Origin of the sequence: Pradoshia sp. D12 (assembly GCF_008935075.1) — a bacterium.
GTDB lineage: Bacteria > Bacillota > Bacilli > Bacillales > Pradoshiaceae > Pradoshia.
Genome location: NZ_CP044545.1, coordinates 930,503 through 955,186, shown reverse-complemented (window position 1 = coordinate 955,186; position 24,684 = coordinate 930,503). Strand labels below are relative to the sequence as shown.

Sequence of the window (24,684 nt, the reverse complement as noted above, 5' to 3'; positions counted from 1 at the left end):
GGATCAGTCTCCTTAACCCCTATTTTCAGTCCATTTATCTGCTCATTATAAACTCAATGAATCTATCTATGATTGCTGAATTTTATTTCATGAGCACTGCTTCTTTTTCAAATAAATTGCTGAAATCCATATTTTGAGCCATTATATTAGCCTGTGCATAAGAAGAATGTGTACCAGCATCTGTCCACCGCCCTCTCAGCACATCAAATTTCAGTAAACCCTCCTTAATATAGTGATTATTGACATCTGTAATTTCCATTTCACCTCGCGCTGATGGGGTAAGCTGGTCAATTATCCTATAAACGGTCGAATCGTACATATAAATGCCCGTCACTGCATAGTTCGATTTTGGTACCATTGGTTTTTCTTCTATCGCGATGATTCTGCCGTCATATATAACCGGAACACCGAAACGTTTTGGATCCTCAACCTCTTTAATTAAAATTTTCGCGCCACTCTCCTGTTGCGCAAAATGCTGCACATAAGGTCGAATTGTATCTGTGAAAATATTGTCTCCAAGAATGACGACCATTTTCTCACTTTCAGTGAAATCGCGAGCAAGTCCAAGAGCCTCTGCTATACCGCCGGCCTTTTCCTGCACCTTATAAGAAAATTCAACTCCAAATTCAAAGCCGCTGCCAAGCAAATCAACTACATCCCCCATATGTTCTCTGCCCGTTACAATTAATATTTCTTCAATTCCGGACTCCTTCAGTTTATAAACTGAATGATAAATCATTGGATATTTTCCGATTGGAAGCAGATTTTTATTGGTGACCTTTGTTAAAGGATAAAGCCGCGATCCGGTACCTCCAGCAAGGATAATTCCTTTCATTTACAACACTCCCTATTAAGTTTTTTATCTCCTAACCTTTAAAACAATCGGTTTATTGAATAAGAAGGGAATAGATACTTCTTTTCTCACTAGCGCGATCCCTATGCATAACAGCATGGTGATTATGCCGCCAGAAAAAAAATGGATAAATTGATGACCAGGCAAAAAGGAGATAATTAAATAGACCACTCCTGCGGTGAAACCTGAGGTTCCAAATGTCATCAAAATTGACCTGTAGGGTAGAAGCTCCCTTTGCCGAATTTCAAATACTTTGCATACATCTCTTTGCTGCAGGTAAATACTAATAAAACATGAGATAACAGAAGCTATAGCTACCCCGATGTACCCAAATAACCCCATCAATGCTAGTCCTAGAACGATATTGCAAATAACCGTGATAAGCGCGTTTTTTAAAACTAGCTTTTGATTACCGGATATAAGTAAAGGCGTGTAAAAAACTGTAAAGCGAAGCGGGAATTTCATTAAATATATTAAAAAGATGATGGATCCGCTTAAATAAGTATCAGAGTATAAAAGATCGATAAACTCTTTATGATAGAAAAATAGAATCCAAAAAATAGGGAACATGACTAATGATAGTAATCGGCTTGATTCTGACCAGAGATTTAAGGCTTCTAGCTTCCGCCTTTGTATGCTGTATAAACGACCTAGTCTTGGTAGCATCGCTGTTATAACAGCTACAGTAATAATAGACATGAAAGGAATCTCTTTTGATGATATTGAATAAATTGCAAACAATTCTATTGAGTAGAATAACCAAATGATGACTTTATCACTTGTCTGTGTAATCACATCGATGGCTGTTACTGCTCCAACTGCCGCTGTATATTTAAGCTGCTGTTTTAATAATGGCAGATCTCCTTTTAAAGACATGCCATGAATCTTATGGAAAAACAGATGCAAAATGATGACTCTAACGATTTCAAACAGGGCAATCAGTTTAATTGTTAAGAGTAGCTCCTTTGTCGCATATAATGTATAGCCAATAATCAGGAAATAGGCAAAATAATAAGATAAATTAATAAAGCTATAAATTTTAGCCCTCTTAATAGAAACAAACAAATTTTCTAAATAACAGCCCATTATGGTTGCAAAGCTCCAAAATCCAATCCAAATCTCATATTTGCGCAATGGGCTATCCTTTAATAAAAACTCAATATTGTATAGAGTATACAGGCCGAAAATCATCAGTACACCAAGAATGAACAAAACCCAGAACGTATTGGTTATCACTAATGATTTTTCACGTTCATTATCCGTTTTGTTAAAGAAATAACTGAACGTTGTATGCATCTCAAACGGAATAAAAGCACCTACCATTACTGCAATCAAAAAGATTTGCTGATAAAGGCCCATTTCTGTTAAGGTCAGTAATCTGGCTATAAGAATAGTTAAAAAAACTTGGACAATTGATTTGGCAAATCGATTAATTGATAACAACATTGATTCTTTAATCATCAGTAACTCCCACCGTACGATTTAGAATAAGTCGATATAAAACATAAATATTATTTATGACTATCACTTCTTTCTTATTGTTCTTTCCTAATAAGCATTATTAGGAAAGAACATTACGATAAACGTTTTGCAAATGATTTTTATATCATAAAAGAAATGGCGCTTACGAATATAATAAAGGTCCAGCTCAACCATTTTTTCAAAGCCGACACTGCTTCTACCAGTAACCTGCCATAATCCTGTACAGCCGGGAATAACGGACAAACGCTGTTTATGATAGTCAGAGTAACTTTCTACCTCTCTCGGCAATGGCGGCCTGGGACCGACCAAACTCATCTCTCCTTTCAAAACATTCCACAGTTGTGGCAATTCATCAATACTCGTCTTGCGAATAAAACGTCCTATTTTTGTAACCCTAGGATCCTCTTTCATTTTAAAAATAGCCCCACTGGACTCATTTTGATTGAGCAGTGTCTCTATCAGTTGCTCTGCGTTCATCACCATAGATCTGAACTTATACATACAGAATGTTTTTCCATCCTTGCCTACACGTATTTGTTTAAAGAACACAGAAGCCTTAGGATCTTCAATTTTTATCAAGACGGCTACAATAAAAAATACAGGAATTAACAGCAGAAGACCCACTACAGCTAGAATAATGTCTAAGTATCTTTTAGATACTAGATATAATTTCTTGTTATCAAGCTCATTCGGTTCTGCGAACGCTTCCTGTGCAGTCCCTGCCTTAGAAGAAATCAATGAATTCACTCCTTTTTCCCCTGATATATGGTGGCTTTTACTTTTGGTTTGAGTTGTTCCAGTCCTTTAATTATTTTTCCATTCCAGCCCCTTTTGTTCTCAATAACGAATTTTATAGGTATACTAAAGAGTGATTGAATTAATCAGAGAAAGAATTTCATTCACTCTTTTTCCCATGAATATGCTTACTTTTACTTTTGGCTTGAATATTCAGTCCTTCTATTACGTTTCTATATAGCTCTCTTTGTTCTTAATAACGAACTATAAATGTACTAAAGAGTCACTGAGCTAATCATAGGAAGAATTTCATCCCATTCCATGCTAATTCTATGCACATCTTCCTCCGTCAGCGAACTACCTTTTTGAACTTCAATTAATTCCAAGTCGGAAATAGCTTTCAATGCATGTCTTGTGCCAGCTGGAATTTCAATTACGCTTCCCGGCTTCACATCGTATATATATTCATTCAGTACCAAAGAACCCTCACCTTTGAGAATAGTCCAAACTTCCTTTCTCTTATTATGCTCCTGATAGCTTAAATTGCTGCCGGCATGAATGGTTATTCTTTTTGTGAGCACTTCTGTCCCATTATCATAGACGGTTTGATCAAGGACTTTATACGACCCCCATCGTCTCTCTTCATACATCGGCCTTTGATTAAAATGAAATATGAATTTCTTAAGATCATGACTCAAACCTTTATTGGCAACTAAGATGCCATCGGGGCTCGCGACAACCACCGCATCTGGCATACCAAGAACCGCAACTGGAATGTCCAGCTCATTGATGATATGGGTATTATGAGATTTTGGGCAAATAACACCTAAGCCTTGAACAGTCTCGATCATTTGCTCAGTTAAGGTGCTCCAAATCCCCAGGTCCCTCCATATTCCTTTATAGGGGAGAGCGACAATATTCTTCGTTTTCTCGACAACTTCAAAATCAAAACTAATACTAGGCAGGAGTTCATAGACATTTTGTAGCTGTTCGTACTCTATAGGCAAATTCATTTCTTCTAAAATCGAAATCATAAAACCTAACTTAAATGCAAATACACCACAATTCCATAATGCCTCTTCCTTTATCAATCTTTGTGCATACTCTTCTGTCGGCTTTTCTACAAAATGGCTAACAAGAACTAGCCCATCATTTTTCTTTTCTGGAACGATGTAGCCAAAACTAGTAGAAGGATAGCTTGGTTCCACTCCCATTAAAGCAATACTGCAATCTGTTGTGTTTAGCGTATCCTCCAATTTTTTCACAGATTCATAGAAATCATTTTCCACGTAAGAATCAATGGGCAAAACGGAAACTACTTCATCTAGGCTGATTCCTTTGATCGAATATAGGTAGGAGGCAGCAAGAGCAATTGCCGGAAAAGTATCCCGCCGCTCTGGCTCAATAATAAGGGGAACGTTTGAGCCGAGCTGATTTTTCAGGATATCCACTTGTTTCTTACTCGTCGCAATAACTGCCGACTTCATTAGTCCTACTTCATCCATTTGTCGCCATACTCTCTGAGACATTGATTCGTTTGTCTTATCATGCCCTTCCAATACTTTCAGAAATTGCTTTGAACGTGAATCATTAGATAAAGGCCATAATCTTTGCCCCGATCCTCCAGATAAAAGGATAACCTGCATTTAACCACTCCTTAATAATCAGTTATATTGATAAGCCTTTGGTTTTATTGGATTTCCATTTAATGAAGCTCCCAATAATTCCGCTTTGGAATCTTGTAAAACATTTACTGCCTTTCTTGCATCTTCTTTTAATGTCTGACCGCTTTTCACGACCAGCATGGAAGCTTCACAAAGATTAGCAAGTATTTGCGTTTCAGCGGTATACAAGATAGGTGAAGTATCAAATATTATGGTGTCATATTGCTGGCTTAGAATCGAGATAATGTCCTCTATTCGATTTGCTGTTAAGAGCTCGTACGATGTTTTGGTTACGGGACCGCTCTGGATGATATGGAGATTTGGTATATCTGAAATGCATATAGCTTCATCCACAGTCGCTTTGCCAGCAAGAATAGCTGTTAAGCCATCAGATTGTTTAAGGTCAAATAATTTATGAATCTTCGGTCTTCTTAAATCAGCATCAATGACGATGACTTTTTTATCATGCTGGGCCAGCACGATACCCAGATTTGCGGCGGTGGTCGTTTTGCCGTCCCCGTGGTTTGGAGATGTGACAAGCAGAGTCTGGATGTCTTTACCAATTCGAGAAAACGTTATGCTTGAGCGCAGCAATCTGTACTGCTCACTCACAATCGATTGTTTATAAATTTGTGCATATTTCGCTCTTTCCTTGCTCACCAGCAAGTCTTTATTTCTATTACGACTCAAATGTACGTCCTCCTATTTTCACCCGGCTGTCCTCCATCTGCCTTTCCATGCTTTTGCTGCTAACTTTAATTTCCGGGATATTTCCGATAACCGGTATACCTAATTCATAAAGGATATCTTTTTCATCTCTGATTGTAGGGTCGAGGTACTCCAACAAGAAAGCTACCCCAATAGCACAAAATAAGCCTAATGAAAAACCAATCAGTACATTTCTAATCATATCTGGATTAAATATCCCATAAGGCTCTTCAACATTTGCATTCGCGAGAATATGAATATTATCAATATTCATTAATGTAGTAACCTCTTGCTGGAATACTGTCGCAATACTATCGGCCATTTTCGCTGCCAGAACAGGGTCCTGATCCTTGACGACTATTTCAACAACTTGAGAATTTTGAGTCGTGTTTACTGTGACTTGCTCATTTAATTTATCGATGCTTCTGTCAAGGCTGAGCTCACTAATTACATCTGCTAGAATAGCCTGGCTCTTGATCAACATACTGTATGTATGAATCAATTCAATATTCGCACGGACTTGATTAGGGTCGATTAAATTAGTTTCATTGCTATCAGTTTTGGCGTCCTCTTTTTTTGTTTTCTTATCCTGATTTTGTTGTTCGTTCGTGTTCATAGTGTCGTTGACAAGAATTTGTGTGGATGATTCATACGAAGGAGATAAAAAGAGATAGGAAATAATGCCACTGGCCAGAGCCGCTATTAACGTCATCAAAATAATAAGTACTAACCGTCTCTTTAATACACTTAAAATATCCTTAAAACTTACTGTATCTTCCATCCCAACCTCCATACATTTCTTTTTTTGTTCTCAAAAGAGAACTTATTGTTGATTGTAGTATAGAACCTAGAATTAGAAAAGGGTTTAAATTGTCAAAATTTGTATTTTGGTAAAATTTATTTATTTTAGGGTATTTCAGTTTATATTGATTCTAAATAATGAATGTAAGCCTTTTCGTATTTTTATATACTTATCCACCAGTCGATTTAATAATCAAAGGTAATAATTTATAATGAACAGCCCTTGGCCATGTTTTCTTAACACCATTTCAAAATAATTTAAATTACTTTACCTTCGCTTTTTTATAAGATAAATGTTTTTCGCAAAAAAAAGCATTTATTGTAAGCGCTTTTTATATTGAGGATAGTTAGTTCTCTATGCATCTTCATTCTTATCCTACATTCAAAAATAAACCCTTTCCGTTCGCTCTAAAGCACACGGAAAGGGTTTATTCCTTGTCAATCTTTCCGGAAAGAACCGATAACTCCGGTAGATTGAACGATATTTGTAAATGCATGTGGGTCTACTTCCTGAATAACACTCTGTAAATCATATAGCTCATAACGGCTTATCACAATCATTAGCATATTTTTATCTTCGCCCGTAAAGGCTCCAACAGCAGGAATCATTGTTATTCCGCGTACCAGCTTGGAATGAATCGCCTGCTTCAATTCATCTGCATGTCTTGTTACAATCATAGCTGTAACTTTTATATGTCTTGTATGAATAGCATCAATTACTCTCGTAGAAACATATAATGAAATTAATGTATAAAGTGCCTGTTCTTCTGAATACATAAGCCCCGCAATGGCTACAATAGCTCCATTCAGCATTAAAAAGTAAATGCCGATTGGCTTATCATTGATTCTAGAAAGAATCATTGCCACGATATCCATACCACCAGTGGAAGCACCGAATCGCAGTGTGATTCCCACACCGGCCGCTCCAATTACACCGCCGAAAACAGCATTTAGGATAATATCATCTGAATAGGATTGTACCGGTAATATTTCTAAGAATAATGACATTAATACAACAGCTAAAAAGCTGTACACTGTGAAAGACCTTCCAACCTTAAACCATGCAAGAATAGCAATCGGAATATTAAGAGCAAGTAATAATATACCTGTAGATAAATTAATATTCGTAAACATGTCCAATGCTGCTGATATAATTTGGGCTGTACCCGTGAACCCACTCGCAAACACGTTTGCAGGTATCAAGAAATAATTCATTGCGATTGCATTTAATAAAGCTCCAACCACAACAGCCAGTATTTTTTTTGTTTCATTCCAAACCAAATTTAGCTCCTCCTTAAGTTGACAACTGAAAATAAATTCCCCATGATAGATAGATATGTGAACAATTTTTGTTTTCTATAAAAGATAATAGACTTATAATTAAACTAAGTAAATTTTAAAAAAGTAGGTGTCTATATGAGTGTACAAATTTTGGCTGATAGTGCAAGCGATTTGCCATTAGAATACTTCCAGGATAACAACATCATTCTTTTTCCATTAAAAGTACATCTTGATGACAATGAATATGATGATCAAGTTACAATCAAACCAAAAGTAGTCTACGATGCCATGCGCGAAGGAAAAGCACCCAAAACATCACAGGTGTCTCCACAAAGTTTTTACGAAAAATTCGAAGAGCTGGCAAAAAATAAACAACCCGGACTTTATGTCGCATTTTCTTCCGAATTAAGCGGTACCTATCAAACAGCTGTTATGATGAGAGACGAAGTTAAAGCTGAGTACCCGGATCTTCAATTAGAAATTGTCGACAGTAAATGCGCGTCTTTAGGCTATGGCCTAGTCGTCATGGAAGCCGTACGCAAAGCCGCTAAAGGAGCCAGTCTTGAAGAACTGAAAGAAACAGCACAGTTTTCAGCCTCCCATATGGAACATTTATTTACGGTAGACAATTTGGAATACCTGGCTCGAGGTGGCCGAATTTCCAAAACATCTGCTTTTTTCGGCGGTTTATTAAATATCAAGCCACTGCTAAATGTTGAAGATGGCAAACTGGTTCCACTGGATAAATTCCGCGGCCGCAAAAAACTGATGCAAGCCGTCATCGATGTAATGAAAGAACGAGGAGACCAATTAGATAAACAAATAATTGGAATCAGTCATGGCGATGATATCGAAAAAGCTATGGAATTCAAGCAATTAATTGAAGAAAATTTCCAACCAAAATCAGTATATATTTCATCAGTCGGTGCAACTGTTGGCGCTCATGCCGGTCCAGGTACCATTGCGATATTTTTCTTAAATAAACTATCCTGAAATACATTCTGATGTATACATATTTTCCCCTACTTGCAGCATACTACACATATGCGTAGTAAATAAATTGCAAAGGGGCAAGCACACATGGGATATCATACTTCAGATAATGATAAAAAAGCCAGAGATAACCAAGCTAAAAATGAAATTAAAAATATTCAGGAAGAGAAAAACCGAAAAGCCGGAAAAAAATCTTTTTCAAAAAAGACTGATCACTTATAAGTAAAATCTCCATTTCAACATATTAACTGTGTATAAAGAGGATTTCAATAAAAAATCCTCTTTTTTACTTGTAATTGAACTTATATAGTGCTTTTTTTATAATAAAGTTAAAAAACGGAGGGATAGTATGGCTAAAGAAAGCTCATTTGATGTGGTTTCAAAAATTGACTTATCCGAAGTAACAAATGCTGTAACGATGGCAATGAAGGAAGTAAAAACACGTTATGATTTTAAAGGTAGCAAAAGTGATATTAAGCTGGAAAATGAGGAACTCGTGCTTGTTTCTGACGATGATTACAAAATGGGGCAATTAAAGGATGTTTTAATGAGCAAGCTCATTAAACGGGGCGTTCCCGTTAAGAACCTTGATTACGGAAAAATGGAAGGCGCTTCAGGCGGCACAGTTCGCCAACGTGCTAAATTGGTTCAAGGTATAGACAAAGACAACGCAAAGAAAATTAATTTAATTGTTAAAAATGTGGGTAACAAAGTTAAATCCCAAATACAGGACGATCAAATCCGTGTGACCGGAAAAAGCAAGGATGATCTTCAGCAAGTTATTGCAGCCATTCGAGACGCAGATCTCTCTATCGAAGTTCAATTTATAAACTTCCGCTAGTAGTTACATAGGTTTGAAGAGCTACTTATAGAGGCATATTGAATTGCATCTAAAAAGCCATCGGCTACACGATGGCTTTTTTCTATTTTTCAGGTTTAATATAGGGAACTATTTGTGCAGTGATGCCCACTGAAGCCCAGGAATAAAACTCTTATTCTCTAATGCTTTAAAATTTTCAGTCCATCCAGTGAGCATTACCCTTAATAGCCCAACCTTCTCAAAGGGTTTATTTTTAATTCGGTTAAAAAATCCTGAATTTCTTCACTATCACTACTTGGATCCTATTGTTTTGAGCATTAACAAAACGACATTAAAATCAGCAAATCATCACATTTTTTTACATACACCTTATTTTCCAGTGCTTTTTTTGTAAGTAATAAAACATCCTTAACTTTAATCCTATTTCCATGTTTCTTTTTCCATAAATGAGGAATAACAATAGGGAAACATTAATTGGAAAGGATGTTGTGAAATGAATGAAGATATAAAAATCGGTAAAGATGGATTTCCAGCCCAAGAACAGGATACTCAACCTGGTGTAACAAACGAAATGCATCCTGAACCAAAAGAAGTCGATGAAAATTATAAAGGCAGCGATAAATTAAAAGGAAAAGTAGCGATTATCACAGGCGGAGACAGTGGGATTGGCCGATCTGTTGCCCACTATTATGCTAAAGAAGGCGCCAATGTTGCGATTGTGTATTTGAATGAACACGAGGATGCGAATAAAGCAAAAGATTTAGTGGAAAACGAAGGCGTACAATGCATGCTATTGGCTGGAGATATAGGTGACAGTGCTTTTTGCCGCGAAGTCGCCGAAAAAGTTAAAAGTGAATTCGGCAAAATTGATATCTTAGTCAATAACGCAGCTGAACAGCATCCTCAGGAGAGCCTGTTGGATATCAGTGATGAACAATTAGAAAAAACATTTAGAACCAATATCTTTTCACAATTCTATTTAACAAAAGCTGTCCTTCCTCACTTATCTAAAGGAAGCTCCATCATTAATACAACTTCTGTAACAGCCTATCAAGGTAATGCACAATTGATTGATTATTCTTCAACGAAAGGTGCCATTGTATCCTTTACACGTGCGCTTTCCAATAGTATTGCCAGCAAAGGAATCCGCGTGAATGCAGTAGCACCGGGACCAATTTGGACACCATTAATTCCTGCTACATTCGAGGCTGATAAAGTGGCTGAATTTGGTAAAAACGTTCCACTTGGACGTGCTGGACAACCATCCGAATTAGCCCCAACTTATGTTTATTTGGCAAGTGATGATTCCAGCTATGTCAGCGGACAGGTCCTTCATGTCAATGGCGGCTCTGTTGTGAATGGGTAATTAACGATTCTAGATCATATACACAAAGACAGGGTAACACTCTCAATTGAGGGTGTTACCCTTTTTGATTTTCTTTCTATATAGTTTATCGCCCCTCACTTGACGCCGACTATATAATCTTATTCAGCGACCTTCATGACGAAAAATGTTTTGTTTCAACAAACAGTGGAAAAGTATACACATAGATGAAAAATATAGGAGGTATTCAGTTATGAGTGAAAGATTTAATAATGCGCCAGGACAAGAGCAAGAAGTACAACCGGGATTGCAGTATAAAATGGATCCCGAACCTATTACCGTTACTTCTTCCTATAAAGGCAGTGGGAAATTAAAAGATAAAGTGGCTATTATTACTGGCGGTGACAGCGGAATTGGCCGATCAGTTGCAGTCTACTTTGCCAAAGAAGGCGCCGATGTAGCTATTCTTTATGTCGATAGAGAACAAGAAGATGCCGAAAAAACAAAAGAGCTTGTAGAAGCGGAAGGCCGAAAATGCCTGTTAATCACAGGCGATGTTGGATATGAAGATGTTTGCATAAATGCTGTAGAAAAGACCGTTGAAACATTCGGTAAACTCGATATTCTTGTCAATAACGCTGCAGAACAGCATGTTCAAAAAGAATTTACTGACATAACGTCAGAACAATTGGAACGCACATTCCGAACCAATATATTCGGATATTTTTATATGGCAAAAGCAGCCATGAAACATCTTCCGAAGGGCGGCAAGATTATCAATTCTGCCAGTGTAACAGCCTACCAGGGTAATCCATTGTTAATTGATTACTCATCTACAAAGGGAGCGATCGTATCCTTTACCCGTGCCCTTTCCAATAGTGTTGCTCCTAAGGGAATCTATGTGAATGCCGTTGCACCGGGCCCTATTTGGACACCGTTAATTCCCGCATCCTTCTCTGCTGAGCAAATTGAAGAAAGCTGGGGTCAAAATACACCGCTTGGCCGTATTGGGCAGCCTGATGAATTGGCTCCTACTTATGTTTACCTGGCAAGTGATGACTCGTCCTATGTTTCTGGACAAACCTTGCATGTAAATGGCGGCAGTGTCGTTAATGGATAATGGATAAAGATAGAAAACGGTGAAGACACCTTTAAGATGTCTTCACCGTTTCTTTATAAAAGTACCTTATTTTTTTGTAACAGATGATCGAATAATGAATTGATGCGGAATAATCATACGCATTGTTGGTCCCTGAGGGTTCTTTATTTTGGAAATCAGCAATTTGACTGCCTGATACCCCAATTTCTCTATATTGATATCCACAGAGGAAAGAGGAGGCTTTGACAATTGAGAAATTAAGACATTATTAAAGCTTACTACTGAGATATCCTCTGGAACACTGATATCCATTTCATCAAGCATGTTCAGTACACCAAGTGCCATAAAATCATCAGCAACTATCAATGCTGAAGGAGGTTTTTCAAGATTCATTAATTGCTTGACTGCTTCTTTACCGCCTTCAAGCATGAAATCTTCATGAATCGCATATTCTTTTAAAATAGGTATTCCAGCTTCCTTCAATGCTTCCTCGTACCCTCTCATCCGTTCAATCGTGACGACCAGATGGGCACTCCCTCCAATAAAGGCGATATCCTTATGCCCGTTCGCAAGTAAATAATCGGCTACATCCTTGCCGGCCTGAAAATTATCGTTATCCACATACGTAATACTGCTGTCATGCATTGGTGGTTTTCCAATAACAACAAATGGGAAATTTATTTTATATAGATAGTTCAATACGGTATCGTCAACTTTAGAGTAAAGCAAAATAACTCCGTCCACTCTGCCGCCATGTACCATTTTTTCAACTTCATTAAATATTCCTTCATCCGATATCCCCGTAGTAATATGTAAGCCATACAAGTCTTCATGCGCAGCCTGGCTTAAACCCTTCATAACCGTAGAGAAAAATGGATTTAAAAAAGATCCATCTCCAGACTTGGGCATAACGATTCCTAAAACCTCACTTGACTTGTTTGCCAAGCTTCTCGCTATAAAATTTGGATGATAGCCGAGTTCTTCCATTGCTTCTCTTACTTTTCTTTTTGTCTTCTCGCTTATTCTTGGATTGTTGGCAATTACTCTGGAAACTGTCGAAGGTGCCACATTTGCCAATTTCGCTACGTCTTTTATCGTTATCGCCATACGATTGTTCCCCATTTCCTATTCAGCGATCTGTTTGAAGAGATAGACTCTTGATTCATATGGTGATAAATAGATATTACCCTGTTCGTCTGTTTCTTCACTATGATTATTATAATTACTAAGGATTAGCTCCCCTGTCAACCCATTGAACACCGGTAAAGTAATAGCTTCACTATCTTTATTGAAATTACAGATTACTAAAGCGGTTTGTTCATCTGTAAATCTGGAGTACATGTACACATTAGGATCATCTTCAAGGTAAAGCTTATATTCACCATAAACAAGACAATCATACTGCTTGCGCAAGCGAATCATTTTTTTATAAAAGGAAAGAATCGAATTGGAATCCTGACGCTGATGCTTTACATTAATCTCCTGGTAATTTGGATTCACCTTCATCCAAGGTATTCCTAATGTAAAACCACCGTTTAACGAATCATCCCATTGCATTGGTGTTCTGGAATTATCACGTCCGTTTTTCCATATTACCTTCATAATTTCAAGATAGTCTCTTCCTTTGGCAGTTTCTAACTGATAGTAATTCTTCATGCTAATATCATCGTAATCATTAATAGAAGGAAAGGCTACATTTGTCATGCCAATTTCCTGCCCTTGATAAATAAAAGGGGTACCCTGCATGAAGAAATACATAGTTCCTAGCATCTTAGCGCTTTCTTGCCAATACTCCTGATCATTTCCCAGTACGGATACAATACGTGGTTTATCATGATTTTCAATGAACAACGCATTCCAGCCTTTACCATGTAATACAGTTTGCCATTTTGACAGGATTCTTTTTAATGATACAAGGTCGAGATCAACTTCAGTTTCTTTTTCCCATAGGCTCAAATGCTCGAATTGAAATACCATATCAAAAGCACCTTTTTGCTCTTCTACCCAGGGGTCTGCATCTTCGGCTCTTACCCCACTTGCTTCTCCCACCGTCATAATGTCATAGTTTGAGTATGTTTTCATCTTTAATTCTTGAAGGAAATCATGAATCCCATCCTGGTCCGTATACATCTTGAAACCTTTTATCCCGTTATCATCTAATCCTGCTGCATCTGGAAAACCAGCCTTCTTTTTTATATGGCTAATAGCGTCAATACGGAATCCGTCAATCCCTTTATCTAACCACCAATTGACCATATTATAAACGGCCTCTCTCATATCCTTGTTCTCCCAATTCAAATCAGGCTGTTTTGTTGCAAATACATGCAAATAATATTGCCCACTTTCCACATCATATTCCCATGCACTGCCGGAGAAAATACTCTCCCAATTATTCGGTGGGCCACTAGGGCTTCCATCATTCCATATGTACCAATCTCTTTTAGGTGAATCTACTGATGTTTTGGATTCTAAAAACCACGGGTGCTCATCACTTGTATGGTTAACAACCAGATCCATTATTAATTTCATACCCCGTTTATGAACTTTCTCCAGTAATTCGTCAAAATCCTTCATCGTTCCAAACTCGTCCATGATTGCTTGGTAATCACTGATATCATAACCATTATCCGCATTGGGGGATTGATAAATAGGGCAAATCCAGATAACATCTATCCCCAGTTCGGTTAAATAATCAAGTTTATTAATTACCCCTCGTAAATCTCCAATCCCATCTCCATTGGAATCTTTAAAACTCTTTGGATATATTTGATAACAAACTGCTTCCTTCCACCATTTCTTATTCAAGCACTTTCATCCTCACTTATGCTAGTCTATGATTATTATTAAAAAAAAGGAGAGAAATAACATCCCTCCATTTTCGTTCAATTATGATTGTTTTGCCGTTTGCCTTTTCTTCGTGCCAAATAAAGGAACCCAAAGAACAAGATATTAACTAAAACGATTACAGCAATGAATACATAATTTACGCCGCTTTTTTCTGCTGCCAAATAGACTTCTGATGTTTCACGATCCAAAGTAATTGAATAGGTATCATTACTTTTTCTGACCATATCTGCATTAAGCCTGCCACGTAACTCTTCACTTGCTGGAAGATTAGCTGCATCAAGTTGAATGGTTTTTGTTTTCGAGCTATTATTAATCGCAACTATCATTATTTGGTCTTCATACTCTCTTTTGTAGACGGCCATTCCATCCTGCTCGTTCAAAAGTTCAAGAGTTCCTTTCCTTAAAGCAGGATATTCTTTACGCAGTGCAGCTATTTTACCAATATATTCAATTAAATCCTTATCTGTTCTGAAATCCATCATACGGCGATTATCAGGTATCTCATTACCATTCATGGCTATTTCGGATCCGTAATAAACCATTGGGATACCAGGCATGGTATACATATGGGTCATTAGTAATTCCCATCTCGTTCCAGGGAATTGATTATGATCCTGCATTGACTTAGTGAATCTAGGTATATCTTCTGTATCAACCATAACTCCCAACTGATGTGGCTGACTCATCGTTTGCATTCGTTCATTCCAGATAGTGAATAATGAATTCATCTTCTGATCCGGTTTAGCAAATACCTCTCTCAACGCTTCCATTTGTTGTTTATCTAGTACACCATCAATGCCTGATTCCTGAAGGCCAACCAAATCAGATGTATTTTCTATAGTACCATTACCAAGTAGAAAGAAATCATTTTTAACCGATTTCATTTCTTTACTGAAATTACTCCAAAAATCAACAGAAACATACTCCAAATCATTCAAGCGATAGCCGTCAATATTGGTTTCTGTAATCCACCACTTCGCAGCATCCAGCAAGTAAGCAGATACTTCAGGATTTTCCTGTGCTAAATCTGGTAATCCATCTATCCATCCAGCCTGCTTCCCTTCCTGGTTACTTGCAGAGGTCACATCTTTTCTTTCATGAAACCAATCTTCTTTTGCCGAATCCTTAAGCCATGGATGATTAGGTCCGACATGATTCGCATTAAAGTCAACGATCACTTTCATATTACGTTTATGAGCTTCTTGCACTAACTGTTTAAATTCCTTTAATGTTCCATAATTCGCATTGATCTTTCTATAATCCAGAGCCCAATCTCCATGATAGCCTGATTCTGTGTTTTCAACGATTGAATTCAGTGCAATAGTGGTAAAGCCCATTTCCTGCAAATAATCTAACTTTTGCATAATACCGGCAAAATCCCCGCCTTGGTATGTATTAAGATTATCAAGGTCCACACTATGATCGTTTTTCGTATTACCATTATAAAATCTGTCCACCATGATGAAGTAGATGGACTCATCCTGCCAATCTCTTCCCTCTATTTCCTCCGCAGATACTGGAATTGTCGAAAGTAAGATAAACGGCGCCAGCAGAATGGCCATTACTTTTTTTAACATACTAATTTCCCCCTTATTTCTCCCATCAAAATAACCTTATCCCTTTGTACCGCCAGCCGTCAATCCGGAAACAAAGTATTTTTGGAAGAATAGGAAAAGGGTAGCAATTGGAATAGCAATTAAAACCGAACCTGCTGCAAACTTGGTGAATTCTGCTCCAAATTTCTTACCAACCAGTTCATATAAACCAACTGCAATCGTATACTGATCACTTGAGCTAATTAATATTTTCGCTAAAATAAAATCTCCGAAAGGAGCAACAAAAGCGAATAACGCTACAACCGCTATGATTGGTTTTGCCAAAGGCAGGACGATTTGGAAGAAGATACGTAAATGACCAGCTCCATCCATCTTCGCACTTTCATCGAGTTCACGTGGAATGGTATCAAGATACCCCTTCATCAACCACGTATTCATCGGAATTTGTCCACCCACATACAGTAAAATTAAGCCGATATGTGTATCCAGCAATCCTGTCCGAACGGCCAATACATAAATGGCAATCAAGGCTGCAAAGTTCGGGATCATTTGTAAAATCAAAAAGGTCATTAATCCATTTTTTCTCCCAACAAACCGATATCGTGAAAACGCATAGGCTGTAAAAGAAACCGTAATAACCGTTAAAATCATTGTCATAATACTAATTTTAAGAGAGTTAAAGTACCAAATCAGATAATCACTGTTTTTCATATCAAATAGCTCTTTATAATGGTCGAGCGTTGGATTTTTGGGAAACATCGTTGAACCGGACAAACTGTTCCCCGGATTAAAGGATGAGCCTATAATCCAAAGAATTGGATAGATGACAATGGCAAACATGATGGCTATGACTATATAAGATAAGGTTAAGCGGATCATTTTATTCTTTTTTGAACTCTTCATTACATCATATCCTCCTCTTGGAAAGACTTAGTCCGTTTGAATTGCCATAATGCTACAGACATGACAATTAGTGAAAGAATCATCGTAACTGCGGCAGCTTTTCCATATTGAGCCGATGTCATTGTCAATCTATAAATCCACGAAATTAATATATCCGTACCCCACGCATTTTGACCCGGTATGGCAGGGCCTCCGTTATTAAATAAAAAGATTAAATTAAAGTTATTAAAATTAAACGTATACTGTGTGATTAGTATAGGCGCAGTGGCAAACAAAACGAGCGGTAAAGTAATTTTTCTGAATTTCTGCATCAAGCTAGCCCCATCTATCGTGGCCGCTTCATATAAATCCTCCGGTATAGATTGAAGGACTCCTGTTGTCATGGCAAAAATAAACGGAAATCCTAACCAGCCCTGTATGAGAATTAAAGCAAGTCTTGTCCAGTTTGCTTCCGTCATCCAATCCACTGGAGGTAATCCAAGAGCCGGAAGAATCGTCGTATTGATAATACCAAATGATTCATTAAACATACCTGAAAATACAAGGATGGATACAAAGGCAGGAACGGCCCAAGGCAAAATCAGGACGGTTCTAATGATAGCCTTGCCCTTTAAATCTTTCTGATTAACCAATACTGCCAGAAAGACTCCGAGTGCAATTTGTAAAGTCGTTGCTGTAAATGTCCATACAATAGTCCAGCCAAACACTTTAAAGAATGTGGTTCTCCATATTTCTATTTTAAAAATATCAATAAAGTTCTGAAATCCAATCCAATCGACCAGATTTGCAGGCGGGGAATGATACAAATCATAGTTTGTGAATGCCAAAAGGAAAGAGAAGATAATCGGAAATATAACAACGAAAATTAATAACAAAAATCCCGGAGAAACAATTAGATAGGGGAATCCATTATCAATTAAATTTTGATATTGCTCGCGTATAGAATTTAATGCAATCTCTTGGTCTCTCTTTTTACCATTGTTATAAGCATCGTAAATATTAAAAGCGTAAATACCTAAACCAATAATCGTTACAATTAACGTTAGAATGCCGTCTATCAATAAAATAACAGAATGATCAAGCTTCGGAATTTCACCTAAAGTGACCAATCCCCAAAATCCAATATTTAACATATCTGCAAAAGCAATAAAAAAAGAGGCTGTCAAAATAAGAAAGATAATTCCTTTTATGTATTGTTTATTAAAAAACTGTCCAAACCCTGGAATAATCGAAAATAAAGCAGCCTTTTTAGCATAGTTGGTTTTTGTTTGAGCAGGAATTATATCCATCGTGGGTTTTTCCCCTTTCTACGAAAAGAATTGGCTATATTCTGTGAAAGCCCAGAAACAAACTTTCTAAAGGGAAGATGAACAAAGAGAAAGTCTCTTCCCGAGTTTTCACTAAAATGCAATATAACCAATACCTTGTTATAAAAGGATAGGCCATATCCAGAATAATTGGATACCGCCTAACCCTTACCTAGCATTATTTTTTATGGTTGGTATCAATATTTGTTTTGATTGTCTTCGCTGCCTCATCCATTGCAGATTTAGCATCTGCTTTACCAGTTGCGATTGTCTCTAAAGCCGCTGCCATCGGGGACCAAACTTCTCCCATTTCTGGTATATTAGGCATTGGAATCGCATATTGGGATTGCTCTGCTACTGCTTTAGAAAATTCATTGTCAGCAATAATTGGATCTTCAATCAATTTTTTAACCGGAGGAATCTCCTGTGTTTTTTCATAACGAACTTTCGCGCTATCATAATTAGTTAAGTGTTCAACCAATTTAGTAGCCCAATCTGTATTTTTAGAGTAAGCTGACACGTGCCATCCTTTAACACCCATGAAGGTTTTCATGTGTTCTCCATTTGGAAGTGTCGGCAATGCAGTTGCTCCAATATCTATACCTGCATCTTTATATCCTTGGAAAGCCCAAGGTCCATTTTGTACGGAAGCCAGTTTTCCTTCATTAAATAAACCATCCTGTGCTGAACCGCCGCTTTCTCCAATAATCCCTTTAGGGAACAGGCCTTCTTTATACCATTTAGCAATAAATTCAGCGCCTTCAATTGCACCTTCATTATTTAGTCCTAAATCATCACGGTTTAGAGATCCATCTTTTTCTCCAAACACATAACCACCCATACCGCCAATTACACCATATGCATGATAAAAATCATCCCATTTAGCTGTAAATCCATATGTTTTGCCTTTTGTGTTCTCTTTTGCAAATGTATATAATTCATCCATTGTTGCAGGCGGTTTTTCCATAAGTTTCTTGTTATAAATAAAGACTGGTGTTTCAGTAGCTTTTGGCAAGCCATATAATTTACCATCATAGGTTTGTGCCTGAACAGAAGATTCTGTAAAAGTATCGATTACACTTTGGTCTACTTTTAGTTCAGCTAATACACCTTCAATAGCTAATTGACCAATTTGATCATGCGGCAATGTGATAACATCCGGACCTTTTCCAGCTGGTCCATCCAATCTGATTTGTTCACGAATCTTATCTGCCATACCCATTTCTTTATATTCAACTTTAATTCCATGCTCTTTTTCAAATGCTTTTATAGCCGGCTCTAAGCCAGGTCCTTTATCTGTATCTTCCCAAATGACTAGTTTTTCAGGTTTATCCGTATTCGTATCTTCCTTACTGCCTGTTTCTTTCTCTCTGTCTGGTCCACAAGCAGCCAGTACGCCAATTACGAGCATGAGCACCATTAACATGGAGTATGCTTTTTTCATGGGTCAACCCCTCCTCTTATAATATCGCTAAGTAAACAAACGTTTGCACATAAGAATGCACTTGATGTTCAAATATAATAATTTTTGTATTAATTTTCTAATGAAAACGATTGCAGACTCAACACCTTTATTATACTTATTTATCAAAATTTAACAATAATAAAATTGTGAATTATTTATTAAGTTATTTTACATCGTTTTATGGGTAAAAACACATTGTTATTATCTGAAATTTTCGATATTGAAAATTTATCATTAACTGATATAGTTAATGAATAGAAGGCGCAAGCGTTTGCATTAATATTCACTTGTATATTGAGAGGAGAAAGGTTACATGGAAAAAGCATCTGTTATTCACTTTGCAAGAGATCAATTTATGTATAGTTCATCATTAAACTCCATTACGATTATGATCATGAGTAAAAAAGATGATATTGAAAAGATGGAGTTACTATATGGTGATCCCTATGATTTTCAGGGCAGTGAATGGATTTACAAAGCAAAAAATATGGACTATACCGGCAGTGATGAACTGTATGATTATTGGCGTTCTACCATTGATCTTCCCCACCGCCGAGCTCGCTATACTTTCCGTTTAACAGATAAGAATGCTAAAACAGCCTATTATTCTGAAAAAGGTTTTTACGAGGAACTTCCTAAAGTCGGCCTTCTCTTTGCTTTACCATATCTTCATCATACAGAAGTATTCAGCGCACCAGAGTGGGTTAAAGATACTGTTTGGTACCAAATCTTCCCCGAACGGTTTGCAAACGGGGATGCAAAATTAAATCCTAAAGGTACTTTGCCATGGGGAAGTGCCGCACCGACACCAACCAATTTCTTTGGCGGTGACTTGGCAGGGGTCATCGATCATTTAGATTATCTCAAGGATTTAGGCATTACTGGAATTTATTTCACCCCTGTATTTCATGCTTATTCCAACCATAAATATGACACCATTGATTATATGGAGCTTGACCCACAATTTGGAACGAAGGAAACATTAAAACGACTCGTTGAAGAAAGCCACAAGCGCGGTATAAGGGTCATGCTTGATGCGGTATTTAATCATAGCGGCTATCATTTCAAGCCATTCCAGGATGTATTAGAAAAAGGAGAAGATTCCAAGTATAAGGATTGGTTCCATACGCGCAGCCTTCCAATGGTTGAAGAAAATCTCAACTATGATGCCTTTGGTTTTGTAGAAACAATGCCAAAATTAAATACAAAGAATCCAGAAGTAAAAGAATACTTGCTAAATGTGGCTAAGTATTGGATCCGTGAATGCAATATTGATGGCTGGAGACTAGATGTAGCCAATGAAGTAGATTTTGATTTCTGGCGTGATTTCCGTAAAGCAGTCAGATCTGAAAAAGAGGATGCATACATACTCGGCGAAATTTGGCATGATTCCATGCCGTGGCTGCGTGGAGACCAATTTGATGCTGTAATGAACTATCCATTCTTAACTGCAATCTTGGAAATTTTCGCCAAAAACACCATCACACCTACACAGTTTGCTGAAAAAATGACGAAGGTTTATCATATGTATCCACATATTGTGAATATGGCGGCCTTCAATTTAATCGGAAGCCATGACACACCTAGGATTTTAACAGAATGTGAAGGTAATCTTGATAAAATCAAACAAATTTTCACGATATTACTTACCTTTACGGGAACGCCATGCATTTATTATGGCGATGAAATTGGACTAGATGGTGAAGATGATCCGGGCTGCCGTAAATGTATGCCTTGGGAGGACAAAAATCAAGACCTCGAGCTTCGTAAGCATGTGCAATCCTTAATTAACTTACGTAAAGATCATAAGGTCCTCGCCAATGAAGGTGATCTTCTCTTTGTAGCTCATGATCCTGATGTAGTTATGTATAAAAGAGAAAGCTCTGAATCTCTTGCCTATGTGTGCATTAATCTTGGCAAACAATCAAAGTCTATTTCTTTGAAAGAATGGAAGAGTGCTAAGCCACTTTACATGGATTCTAAAAGTCAATGGAATGATAAAGGTCAGCTTACACTTTCTGAAGACGGATATACGATTCTTTCTGTTTCTAAATAAAGTATCTATAAAGCCGCCTGTTTTTGGGCGGCTTTTTTCAACAAAATGCTTTCCATTCTTCAGCAATTATCTCCATAAAACTTACCATAGATACAAATAATCCACTTAAGGACTGTTTTTATCTTAATTTTTTCCTCATGATAATATCCGTTTCTATATATCCTAATTTCTCATATAAATCTCGTGCCCACTTATTGTGACCAAAGACGTGAAGCCCTATATAGTTAAGACCCTGATTTTGGGCGAAGATTTTAATTTCTTACATTGCCTCTTTTCCATAACCAAGTCCTTGATTATCCTTCCAAATATTAATCGTTGAAAGCTGAGCAAGCCAAATCATACCTACTTCTCTCTCTTCCTCACGAATAGAGAATAGGTGATGATTAGCGGTATCTTTTCCATCAGGTAATAACCTTTTAAATTCTGCAGCAGCCTGATCAATTGCTTCTGCCTCCTTCCAATTACCAGCCTTTACGTGTTCATTTGCATAGTTTTTAATTGCATAACTTGATAATTTTGAAACTCATCTGATTTCATTTCTTCCAATCTAACCATTGCCTTCCTCCTATTAAATGAAACTTATCTATAACTTACCTGCTTTAACTCACACCTAAATATTTACTATATTACCAATAAAATAACAAGTTATGTATAACAGTCATCCATATCGCTTGTTAAAGAGCACTTTTTTTGAAAAGAAGATTACAAATTTTTTTCTTTTGGGCAATTTCTGTCGTAAATGCTATTTTTATATGTATAATAAATAGAGGATTTTTATAGGAGGATATAAACAAATGAATATAGCTTTAATTATCTTATTTAGTACAGCTGTCGTTTTACTTCTTATTGCATTTATGAAAATGAAGAAGCAAACGAAAGAGGAAAAAAGGCAGTTAGAAAGTTATTATGCAGTCATGCTCGATGAAACGAACAAACTGCAGGAGCAAATCAATAGACTAGAATTAAATGCAGAGGTTACTGCTCAGGAAGCTGGTATCATGACTCATCACTCTGAAGAACGCCAAGCTATGGTGAAAATGCTAGACTTATATAAGCGCGGCTATTCCACTAAAAGTATTGCCTCTATGCACAAACTTACGGAGGAAGAAGTAGTAGAATTGCTTGCTCCATACGAAGGCCCTAGCCAAAGAAGGAGGAAAGTAGCCAATGACGCCTAAAGTTCTAAGTAGCTTTGCTGCTGGGATCATTGTGGCAGCAGGTGTATGCGGCGCCGTATATTTTTCCTCCTCTGAGGAAGAAACGGTTACTCAAGCTGCAGAATCTCCAAAAAATACCGTTACTAAAGAAATGACAGAAGATGAAATGAAAAATGAGCTATCTTCTTTGGGATATGTTATAAAAACAGAGGACGAATACTCCACTGAACTGCAAAAAGCAGAGCAAACTGCAAAAGAAAACTCTAATCAGCAGGATCAACAAGTTGTCTACAAAACAGTAATCAATGTAGCTAGCGGAATGACTAGTATTGATGTTGCTCAAGCGTTGGTTAAAGGAAAAATCATTAAAGACGCTTCTAGCTTTACGAAAACGATCGAAAGCAGGAAGTTGGAAAACAAACTGAAACCTGGCGTATTTGAAGTGGATAGTACAATGTCTATGGATGAAGTCATTAACCATATATTCAAGTAATATAATGGCCGGGAGCCTTGGAGACTAAATTTACTCTGAAGGTTTCCGGCTTTATATATATTGTTTCATTCTGTTTTTCTTCTAGTATAATGGATTAATCCTCCAATAACTTTCTATTTAGTTCAGAGATTTAAAGAGCAGCTATTCAACACAGCTTCTGCTAATATAATATCTTTCTTAACACTTGAATATTCTCCACCATCCTCTATACACCAACACACGCTCATAAGAGTTTCGACATATAGGCATTGTCTTATAATAGAATCTGGGATAGTAAGCTCTTTTTCTAAAACTCCAATGATATAGTTTATTTTCTTATACGTTTTCCTATCTTTTTCATTATCAAATTCATTTAATATAAAACGCGGAACATCAAACACTGGGTCACCGATGACACCTTTAGGATCAATAATTATATATTCTCCATCCATACCAAGAAGGATATTGTCATGATGTAAATCACCATGAAGCAACGCCTTTTCAGAATACATAGTTGAAATCGTTAAATAAATATTTCTCGCTTTTTTCATACATAAATATAGCTCTCTACAATCTTTTTGTTTGCTCATGTAATTTGTTATTCGATCGAGCCATTGCATATAACTAGGATAAACCACAGATTTAGATGGGAAGATATGAAGTCCTTTGTAAAGGTGACAAAAAACAGATAATCTTTTTCCAAGTGAATTCTCTTCTCTCAAAGATGTTCCAGGCTGTATACAGGCTTCAAGAATGACACCATTTTCAATGTCCGCTTCAATTACTCCACAAAATCCCTGCGCATGATATTGACATAATGTATGATATTCTGTAACAATCTCTCCTAAAGAAGGATCACCTAGTTTCAGGACCACATCACCATATTTTTTAGACTGACATTTAAACACTACCTTTGCGGAATAAGACGGAATGAATTGCATAGCTGTTAAATCCCACTTGTCAGCATAATATACAAGATCTAACAAGACTTTCTTATAAAAATCCAGCCCAAAGCGATTAATTATCTTCTCACTTTCGGTTTGACTGAAGCAAAAAGAGAAATCGATCAATATACTACCTCCGTCTCATGTTTTTTTATGTAGAATCACTTTTTTCTTAGACCTTATAAAGCTGCTAAACCATATCTCTATATACTTATTC

At 37.0% G+C, this 24,684-nt stretch carries 22 protein-coding genes and 1 pseudogene; 8 read left to right on the top strand and 15 right to left on the bottom strand.

Going from position 1 to position 24,684, the window contains the following annotated elements; all coding sequences use genetic code 11:
* Window positions 1-82 precede the first annotated feature (82 nt).
* The 7 genes from F7984_RS04715 to F7984_RS04685 all read right to left on the bottom strand — a co-directional run bounded on the left by F7984_RS04715 (window position 83) and on the right by F7984_RS04685 (window position 7,524).
* A complete protein-coding gene (locus tag F7984_RS04715; protein ID WP_140461150.1) occupies window positions 83-835 on the bottom strand; it encodes a sugar phosphate nucleotidyltransferase in 753 nt (250 codons plus the stop codon).
* A 24-nt stretch (window positions 836-859) separates the two neighbouring features.
* Window positions 860-2,314, bottom strand: a complete 1,455-nt coding sequence (locus tag F7984_RS04710) for an oligosaccharide flippase family protein (RefSeq protein ID WP_066101556.1) — start codon at window positions 2,312-2,314, stop codon at window positions 860-862.
* A gap of 87 nt (window positions 2,315-2,401) precedes the next feature.
* Window positions 2,402-3,073, bottom strand: a complete 672-nt coding sequence (locus tag F7984_RS04705) for a sugar transferase (protein ID WP_066102381.1) — start codon at window positions 3,071-3,073, stop codon at window positions 2,402-2,404.
* A 272-nt stretch (window positions 3,074-3,345) separates the two neighbouring features.
* On the bottom strand, window positions 3,346-4,716 hold the full coding sequence (locus F7984_RS04700) for a sugar phosphate nucleotidyltransferase (RefSeq protein WP_139891445.1): 1,371 nt from the start codon (window positions 4,714-4,716) through the stop codon (window positions 3,346-3,348).
* An 18-nt stretch (window positions 4,717-4,734) separates the two neighbouring features.
* Window positions 4,735-5,424: a CpsD/CapB family tyrosine-protein kinase gene (locus F7984_RS04695; RefSeq protein WP_077247960.1), complete on the bottom strand. Its 690-nt coding sequence runs from the start codon at window positions 5,422-5,424 to the stop codon at window positions 4,735-4,737.
* Window positions 5,414-6,223 (bottom strand): YveK family protein, encoded by an 810-nt coding sequence (locus F7984_RS04690; protein ID WP_066101564.1) that lies wholly within the window; start codon window positions 6,221-6,223, stop codon window positions 5,414-5,416. The genes F7984_RS04695 and F7984_RS04690 overlap by 11 nt, the downstream gene beginning before the upstream one ends.
* Before the next feature lie 458 nt (window positions 6,224-6,681).
* Window positions 6,682-7,524 (bottom strand): YitT family protein, encoded by an 843-nt coding sequence (locus F7984_RS04685; RefSeq protein WP_066101567.1) that lies wholly within the window; start codon window positions 7,522-7,524, stop codon window positions 6,682-6,684.
* Between the two features lie 135 nt (window positions 7,525-7,659).
* On the opposite strand from F7984_RS04685, the gene F7984_RS04680 reads away from it, so the two are divergent.
* From F7984_RS04680 to F7984_RS04670, 3 genes are all read left to right on the top strand, one after another.
* Window positions 7,660-8,517 carry a DegV family protein gene (locus F7984_RS04680; protein ID WP_139891446.1) on the top strand — a complete coding sequence of 286 codons (858 nt, stop codon included), beginning with the start codon at window positions 7,660-7,662 and terminating at the stop codon, window positions 8,515-8,517.
* Window positions 8,518-8,604: 87 nt separating this feature from the next.
* A complete protein-coding gene (locus F7984_RS04675) occupies window positions 8,605-8,739 on the top strand; it encodes a DUF3941 domain-containing protein (RefSeq protein WP_077247962.1) in 135 nt (44 codons plus the stop codon).
* A 127-nt stretch (window positions 8,740-8,866) separates the two neighbouring features.
* Window positions 8,867-9,358, top strand: coding sequence for a YajQ family cyclic di-GMP-binding protein (locus tag F7984_RS04670; RefSeq protein WP_140461149.1), 492 nt, complete (start codon window positions 8,867-8,869; stop codon window positions 9,356-9,358).
* A gap of 82 nt (window positions 9,359-9,440) precedes the next feature.
* On the opposite strand, the pseudogene F7984_RS19290 reads toward F7984_RS04670, so the two are convergent.
* Window positions 9,441-9,621 (bottom strand): annotated as a pseudogene (locus F7984_RS19290) (hypothetical protein); the annotation flags it as partial.
* A gap of 209 nt (window positions 9,622-9,830) precedes the next feature.
* Between F7984_RS19290 and F7984_RS04660 the strand changes: the two are divergent.
* Together F7984_RS04660 and F7984_RS04655 are read left to right on the top strand one after the other, a co-directional pair.
* The gene (locus F7984_RS04660) at window positions 9,831-10,703 is read left to right on the top strand and encodes an SDR family oxidoreductase (RefSeq protein WP_066101576.1); all 873 of its coding nucleotides are present in this window, start codon (window positions 9,831-9,833) and stop codon (window positions 10,701-10,703) included.
* A 211-nt stretch (window positions 10,704-10,914) separates the two neighbouring features.
* Window positions 10,915-11,781, top strand: a complete 867-nt coding sequence (locus F7984_RS04655) for an SDR family oxidoreductase (protein ID WP_139891448.1) — start codon at window positions 10,915-10,917, stop codon at window positions 11,779-11,781.
* Window positions 11,782-11,847: 66 nt separating this feature from the next.
* On the opposite strand, the gene F7984_RS04650 is transcribed toward F7984_RS04655, so the two are convergent.
* From F7984_RS04650 to F7984_RS04625, 6 genes are all read right to left on the bottom strand, one after another.
* Window positions 11,848-12,867: a LacI family DNA-binding transcriptional regulator gene (locus F7984_RS04650; RefSeq protein ID WP_066101581.1), complete on the bottom strand. Its 1,020-nt coding sequence runs from the start codon at window positions 12,865-12,867 to the stop codon at window positions 11,848-11,850.
* Between the two features lie 18 nt (window positions 12,868-12,885).
* A complete protein-coding gene (locus F7984_RS04645; protein ID WP_140461148.1) occupies window positions 12,886-14,565 on the bottom strand; it encodes a glycoside hydrolase family 13 protein in 1,680 nt (559 codons plus the stop codon).
* 77 nt (window positions 14,566-14,642) lie between these two features.
* Window positions 14,643-16,184, bottom strand: coding sequence for an alpha-amylase family glycosyl hydrolase (locus F7984_RS04640; RefSeq protein WP_139891449.1), 1,542 nt, complete (start codon window positions 16,182-16,184; stop codon window positions 14,643-14,645).
* Between the two features lie 36 nt (window positions 16,185-16,220).
* Window positions 16,221-17,066 (bottom strand): sugar ABC transporter permease, encoded by an 846-nt coding sequence (locus F7984_RS04635; RefSeq protein ID WP_066101590.1) that lies wholly within the window; start codon window positions 17,064-17,066, stop codon window positions 16,221-16,223.
* Window positions 17,066-18,355 (bottom strand): carbohydrate ABC transporter permease, encoded by a 1,290-nt coding sequence (locus F7984_RS04630; RefSeq protein WP_066101593.1) that lies wholly within the window; start codon window positions 18,353-18,355, stop codon window positions 17,066-17,068. Before F7984_RS04630 ends, F7984_RS04635 begins: the two co-directional genes overlap by 1 nt.
* Window positions 18,356-18,551: 196 nt before the next feature.
* Window positions 18,552-19,817, bottom strand: a complete 1,266-nt coding sequence (locus F7984_RS04625) for an extracellular solute-binding protein (RefSeq protein ID WP_066101595.1) — start codon at window positions 19,815-19,817, stop codon at window positions 18,552-18,554.
* A gap of 334 nt (window positions 19,818-20,151) precedes the next feature.
* Between F7984_RS04625 and F7984_RS04620 the strand changes: the two genes are divergently transcribed.
* The 3 genes from F7984_RS04620 (at window position 20,152) to F7984_RS04605 (ending at window position 23,544) form a co-directional block, all read left to right on the top strand.
* Window positions 20,152-21,894 (top strand): glycoside hydrolase family 13 protein, encoded by a 1,743-nt coding sequence (locus tag F7984_RS04620; RefSeq protein WP_066101596.1) that lies wholly within the window; start codon window positions 20,152-20,154, stop codon window positions 21,892-21,894.
* Between the two features lie 794 nt (window positions 21,895-22,688).
* Complete coding sequence (locus tag F7984_RS04610) at window positions 22,689-23,072, top strand: hypothetical protein (protein WP_066101598.1); 384 nt, start codon at window positions 22,689-22,691, stop codon at window positions 23,070-23,072.
* On the top strand, window positions 23,062-23,544 hold the full coding sequence (locus tag F7984_RS04605) for an endolytic transglycosylase MltG (RefSeq protein ID WP_140461147.1): 483 nt from the start codon (window positions 23,062-23,064) through the stop codon (window positions 23,542-23,544). Before F7984_RS04610 ends, F7984_RS04605 begins: the two co-directional genes overlap by 11 nt.
* Window positions 23,545-23,666: 122 nt before the next feature.
* Here F7984_RS04605 and F7984_RS04600 read toward each other — a convergent pair whose 3' ends face one another.
* Window positions 23,667-24,593 carry an aminoglycoside phosphotransferase family protein gene (locus F7984_RS04600; protein WP_225983661.1) on the bottom strand — a complete coding sequence of 309 codons (927 nt, stop codon included), beginning with the start codon at window positions 24,591-24,593 and terminating at the stop codon, window positions 23,667-23,669.
* Between the last annotated feature and the right edge of the window lie 91 nt (window positions 24,594-24,684).

Bases quoted from the DNA above. Each gene is read 5' to 3' on its own strand.
- F7984_RS04715 (WP_140461150.1), bottom strand. From the start codon at position 835: ATGAAAGGAATTATCCTTGCTGGAGGTACCGGATCGCGGCTTTATCCT.
- F7984_RS04710 (WP_066101556.1), bottom strand. From the start codon at position 2,314: ATGATTAAAGAATCAATGTTGTTATCAATTAATCGATTTGCCAAATCA.
- F7984_RS04700 (WP_139891445.1), bottom strand. From the start codon at position 4,716: ATGCAGGTTATCCTTTTATCTGGAGGATCGGGGCAAAGATTATGGCCT.
- F7984_RS04690 (WP_066101564.1), bottom strand. From the start codon at position 6,223: ATGGAAGATACAGTAAGTTTTAAGGATATTTTAAGTGTATTAAAGAGA.
- F7984_RS04680 (WP_139891446.1), top strand. From the start codon at position 7,660: ATGAGTGTACAAATTTTGGCTGATAGTGCAAGCGATTTGCCATTAGAA.
- F7984_RS04675 (WP_077247962.1), top strand. From the start codon at position 8,605: ATGGGATATCATACTTCAGATAATGATAAAAAAGCCAGAGATAACCAA.
- F7984_RS04670 (WP_140461149.1), top strand. From the start codon at position 8,867: ATGGCTAAAGAAAGCTCATTTGATGTGGTTTCAAAAATTGACTTATCC.
- F7984_RS04660 (WP_066101576.1), top strand. From the start codon at position 9,831: ATGAATGAAGATATAAAAATCGGTAAAGATGGATTTCCAGCCCAAGAA.
- F7984_RS04655 (WP_139891448.1), top strand. From the start codon at position 10,915: ATGAGTGAAAGATTTAATAATGCGCCAGGACAAGAGCAAGAAGTACAA.
- F7984_RS04650 (WP_066101581.1), bottom strand. From the start codon at position 12,867: ATGGCGATAACGATAAAAGACGTAGCGAAATTGGCAAATGTGGCACCT.
- F7984_RS04640 (WP_139891449.1), bottom strand. From the start codon at position 16,184: ATGTTAAAAAAAGTAATGGCCATTCTGCTGGCGCCGTTTATCTTACTT.
- F7984_RS04635 (WP_066101590.1), bottom strand. From the start codon at position 17,066: ATGAAGAGTTCAAAAAAGAATAAAATGATCCGCTTAACCTTATCTTAT.
- F7984_RS04630 (WP_066101593.1), bottom strand. From the start codon at position 18,355: ATGGATATAATTCCTGCTCAAACAAAAACCAACTATGCTAAAAAGGCT.
- F7984_RS04625 (WP_066101595.1), bottom strand. From the start codon at position 19,817: ATGAAAAAAGCATACTCCATGTTAATGGTGCTCATGCTCGTAATTGGC.
- F7984_RS04620 (WP_066101596.1), top strand. From the start codon at position 20,152: ATGGAAAAAGCATCTGTTATTCACTTTGCAAGAGATCAATTTATGTAT.
- F7984_RS04610 (WP_066101598.1), top strand. From the start codon at position 22,689: ATGAATATAGCTTTAATTATCTTATTTAGTACAGCTGTCGTTTTACTT.
- F7984_RS04605 (WP_140461147.1), top strand. From the start codon at position 23,062: ATGACGCCTAAAGTTCTAAGTAGCTTTGCTGCTGGGATCATTGTGGCA.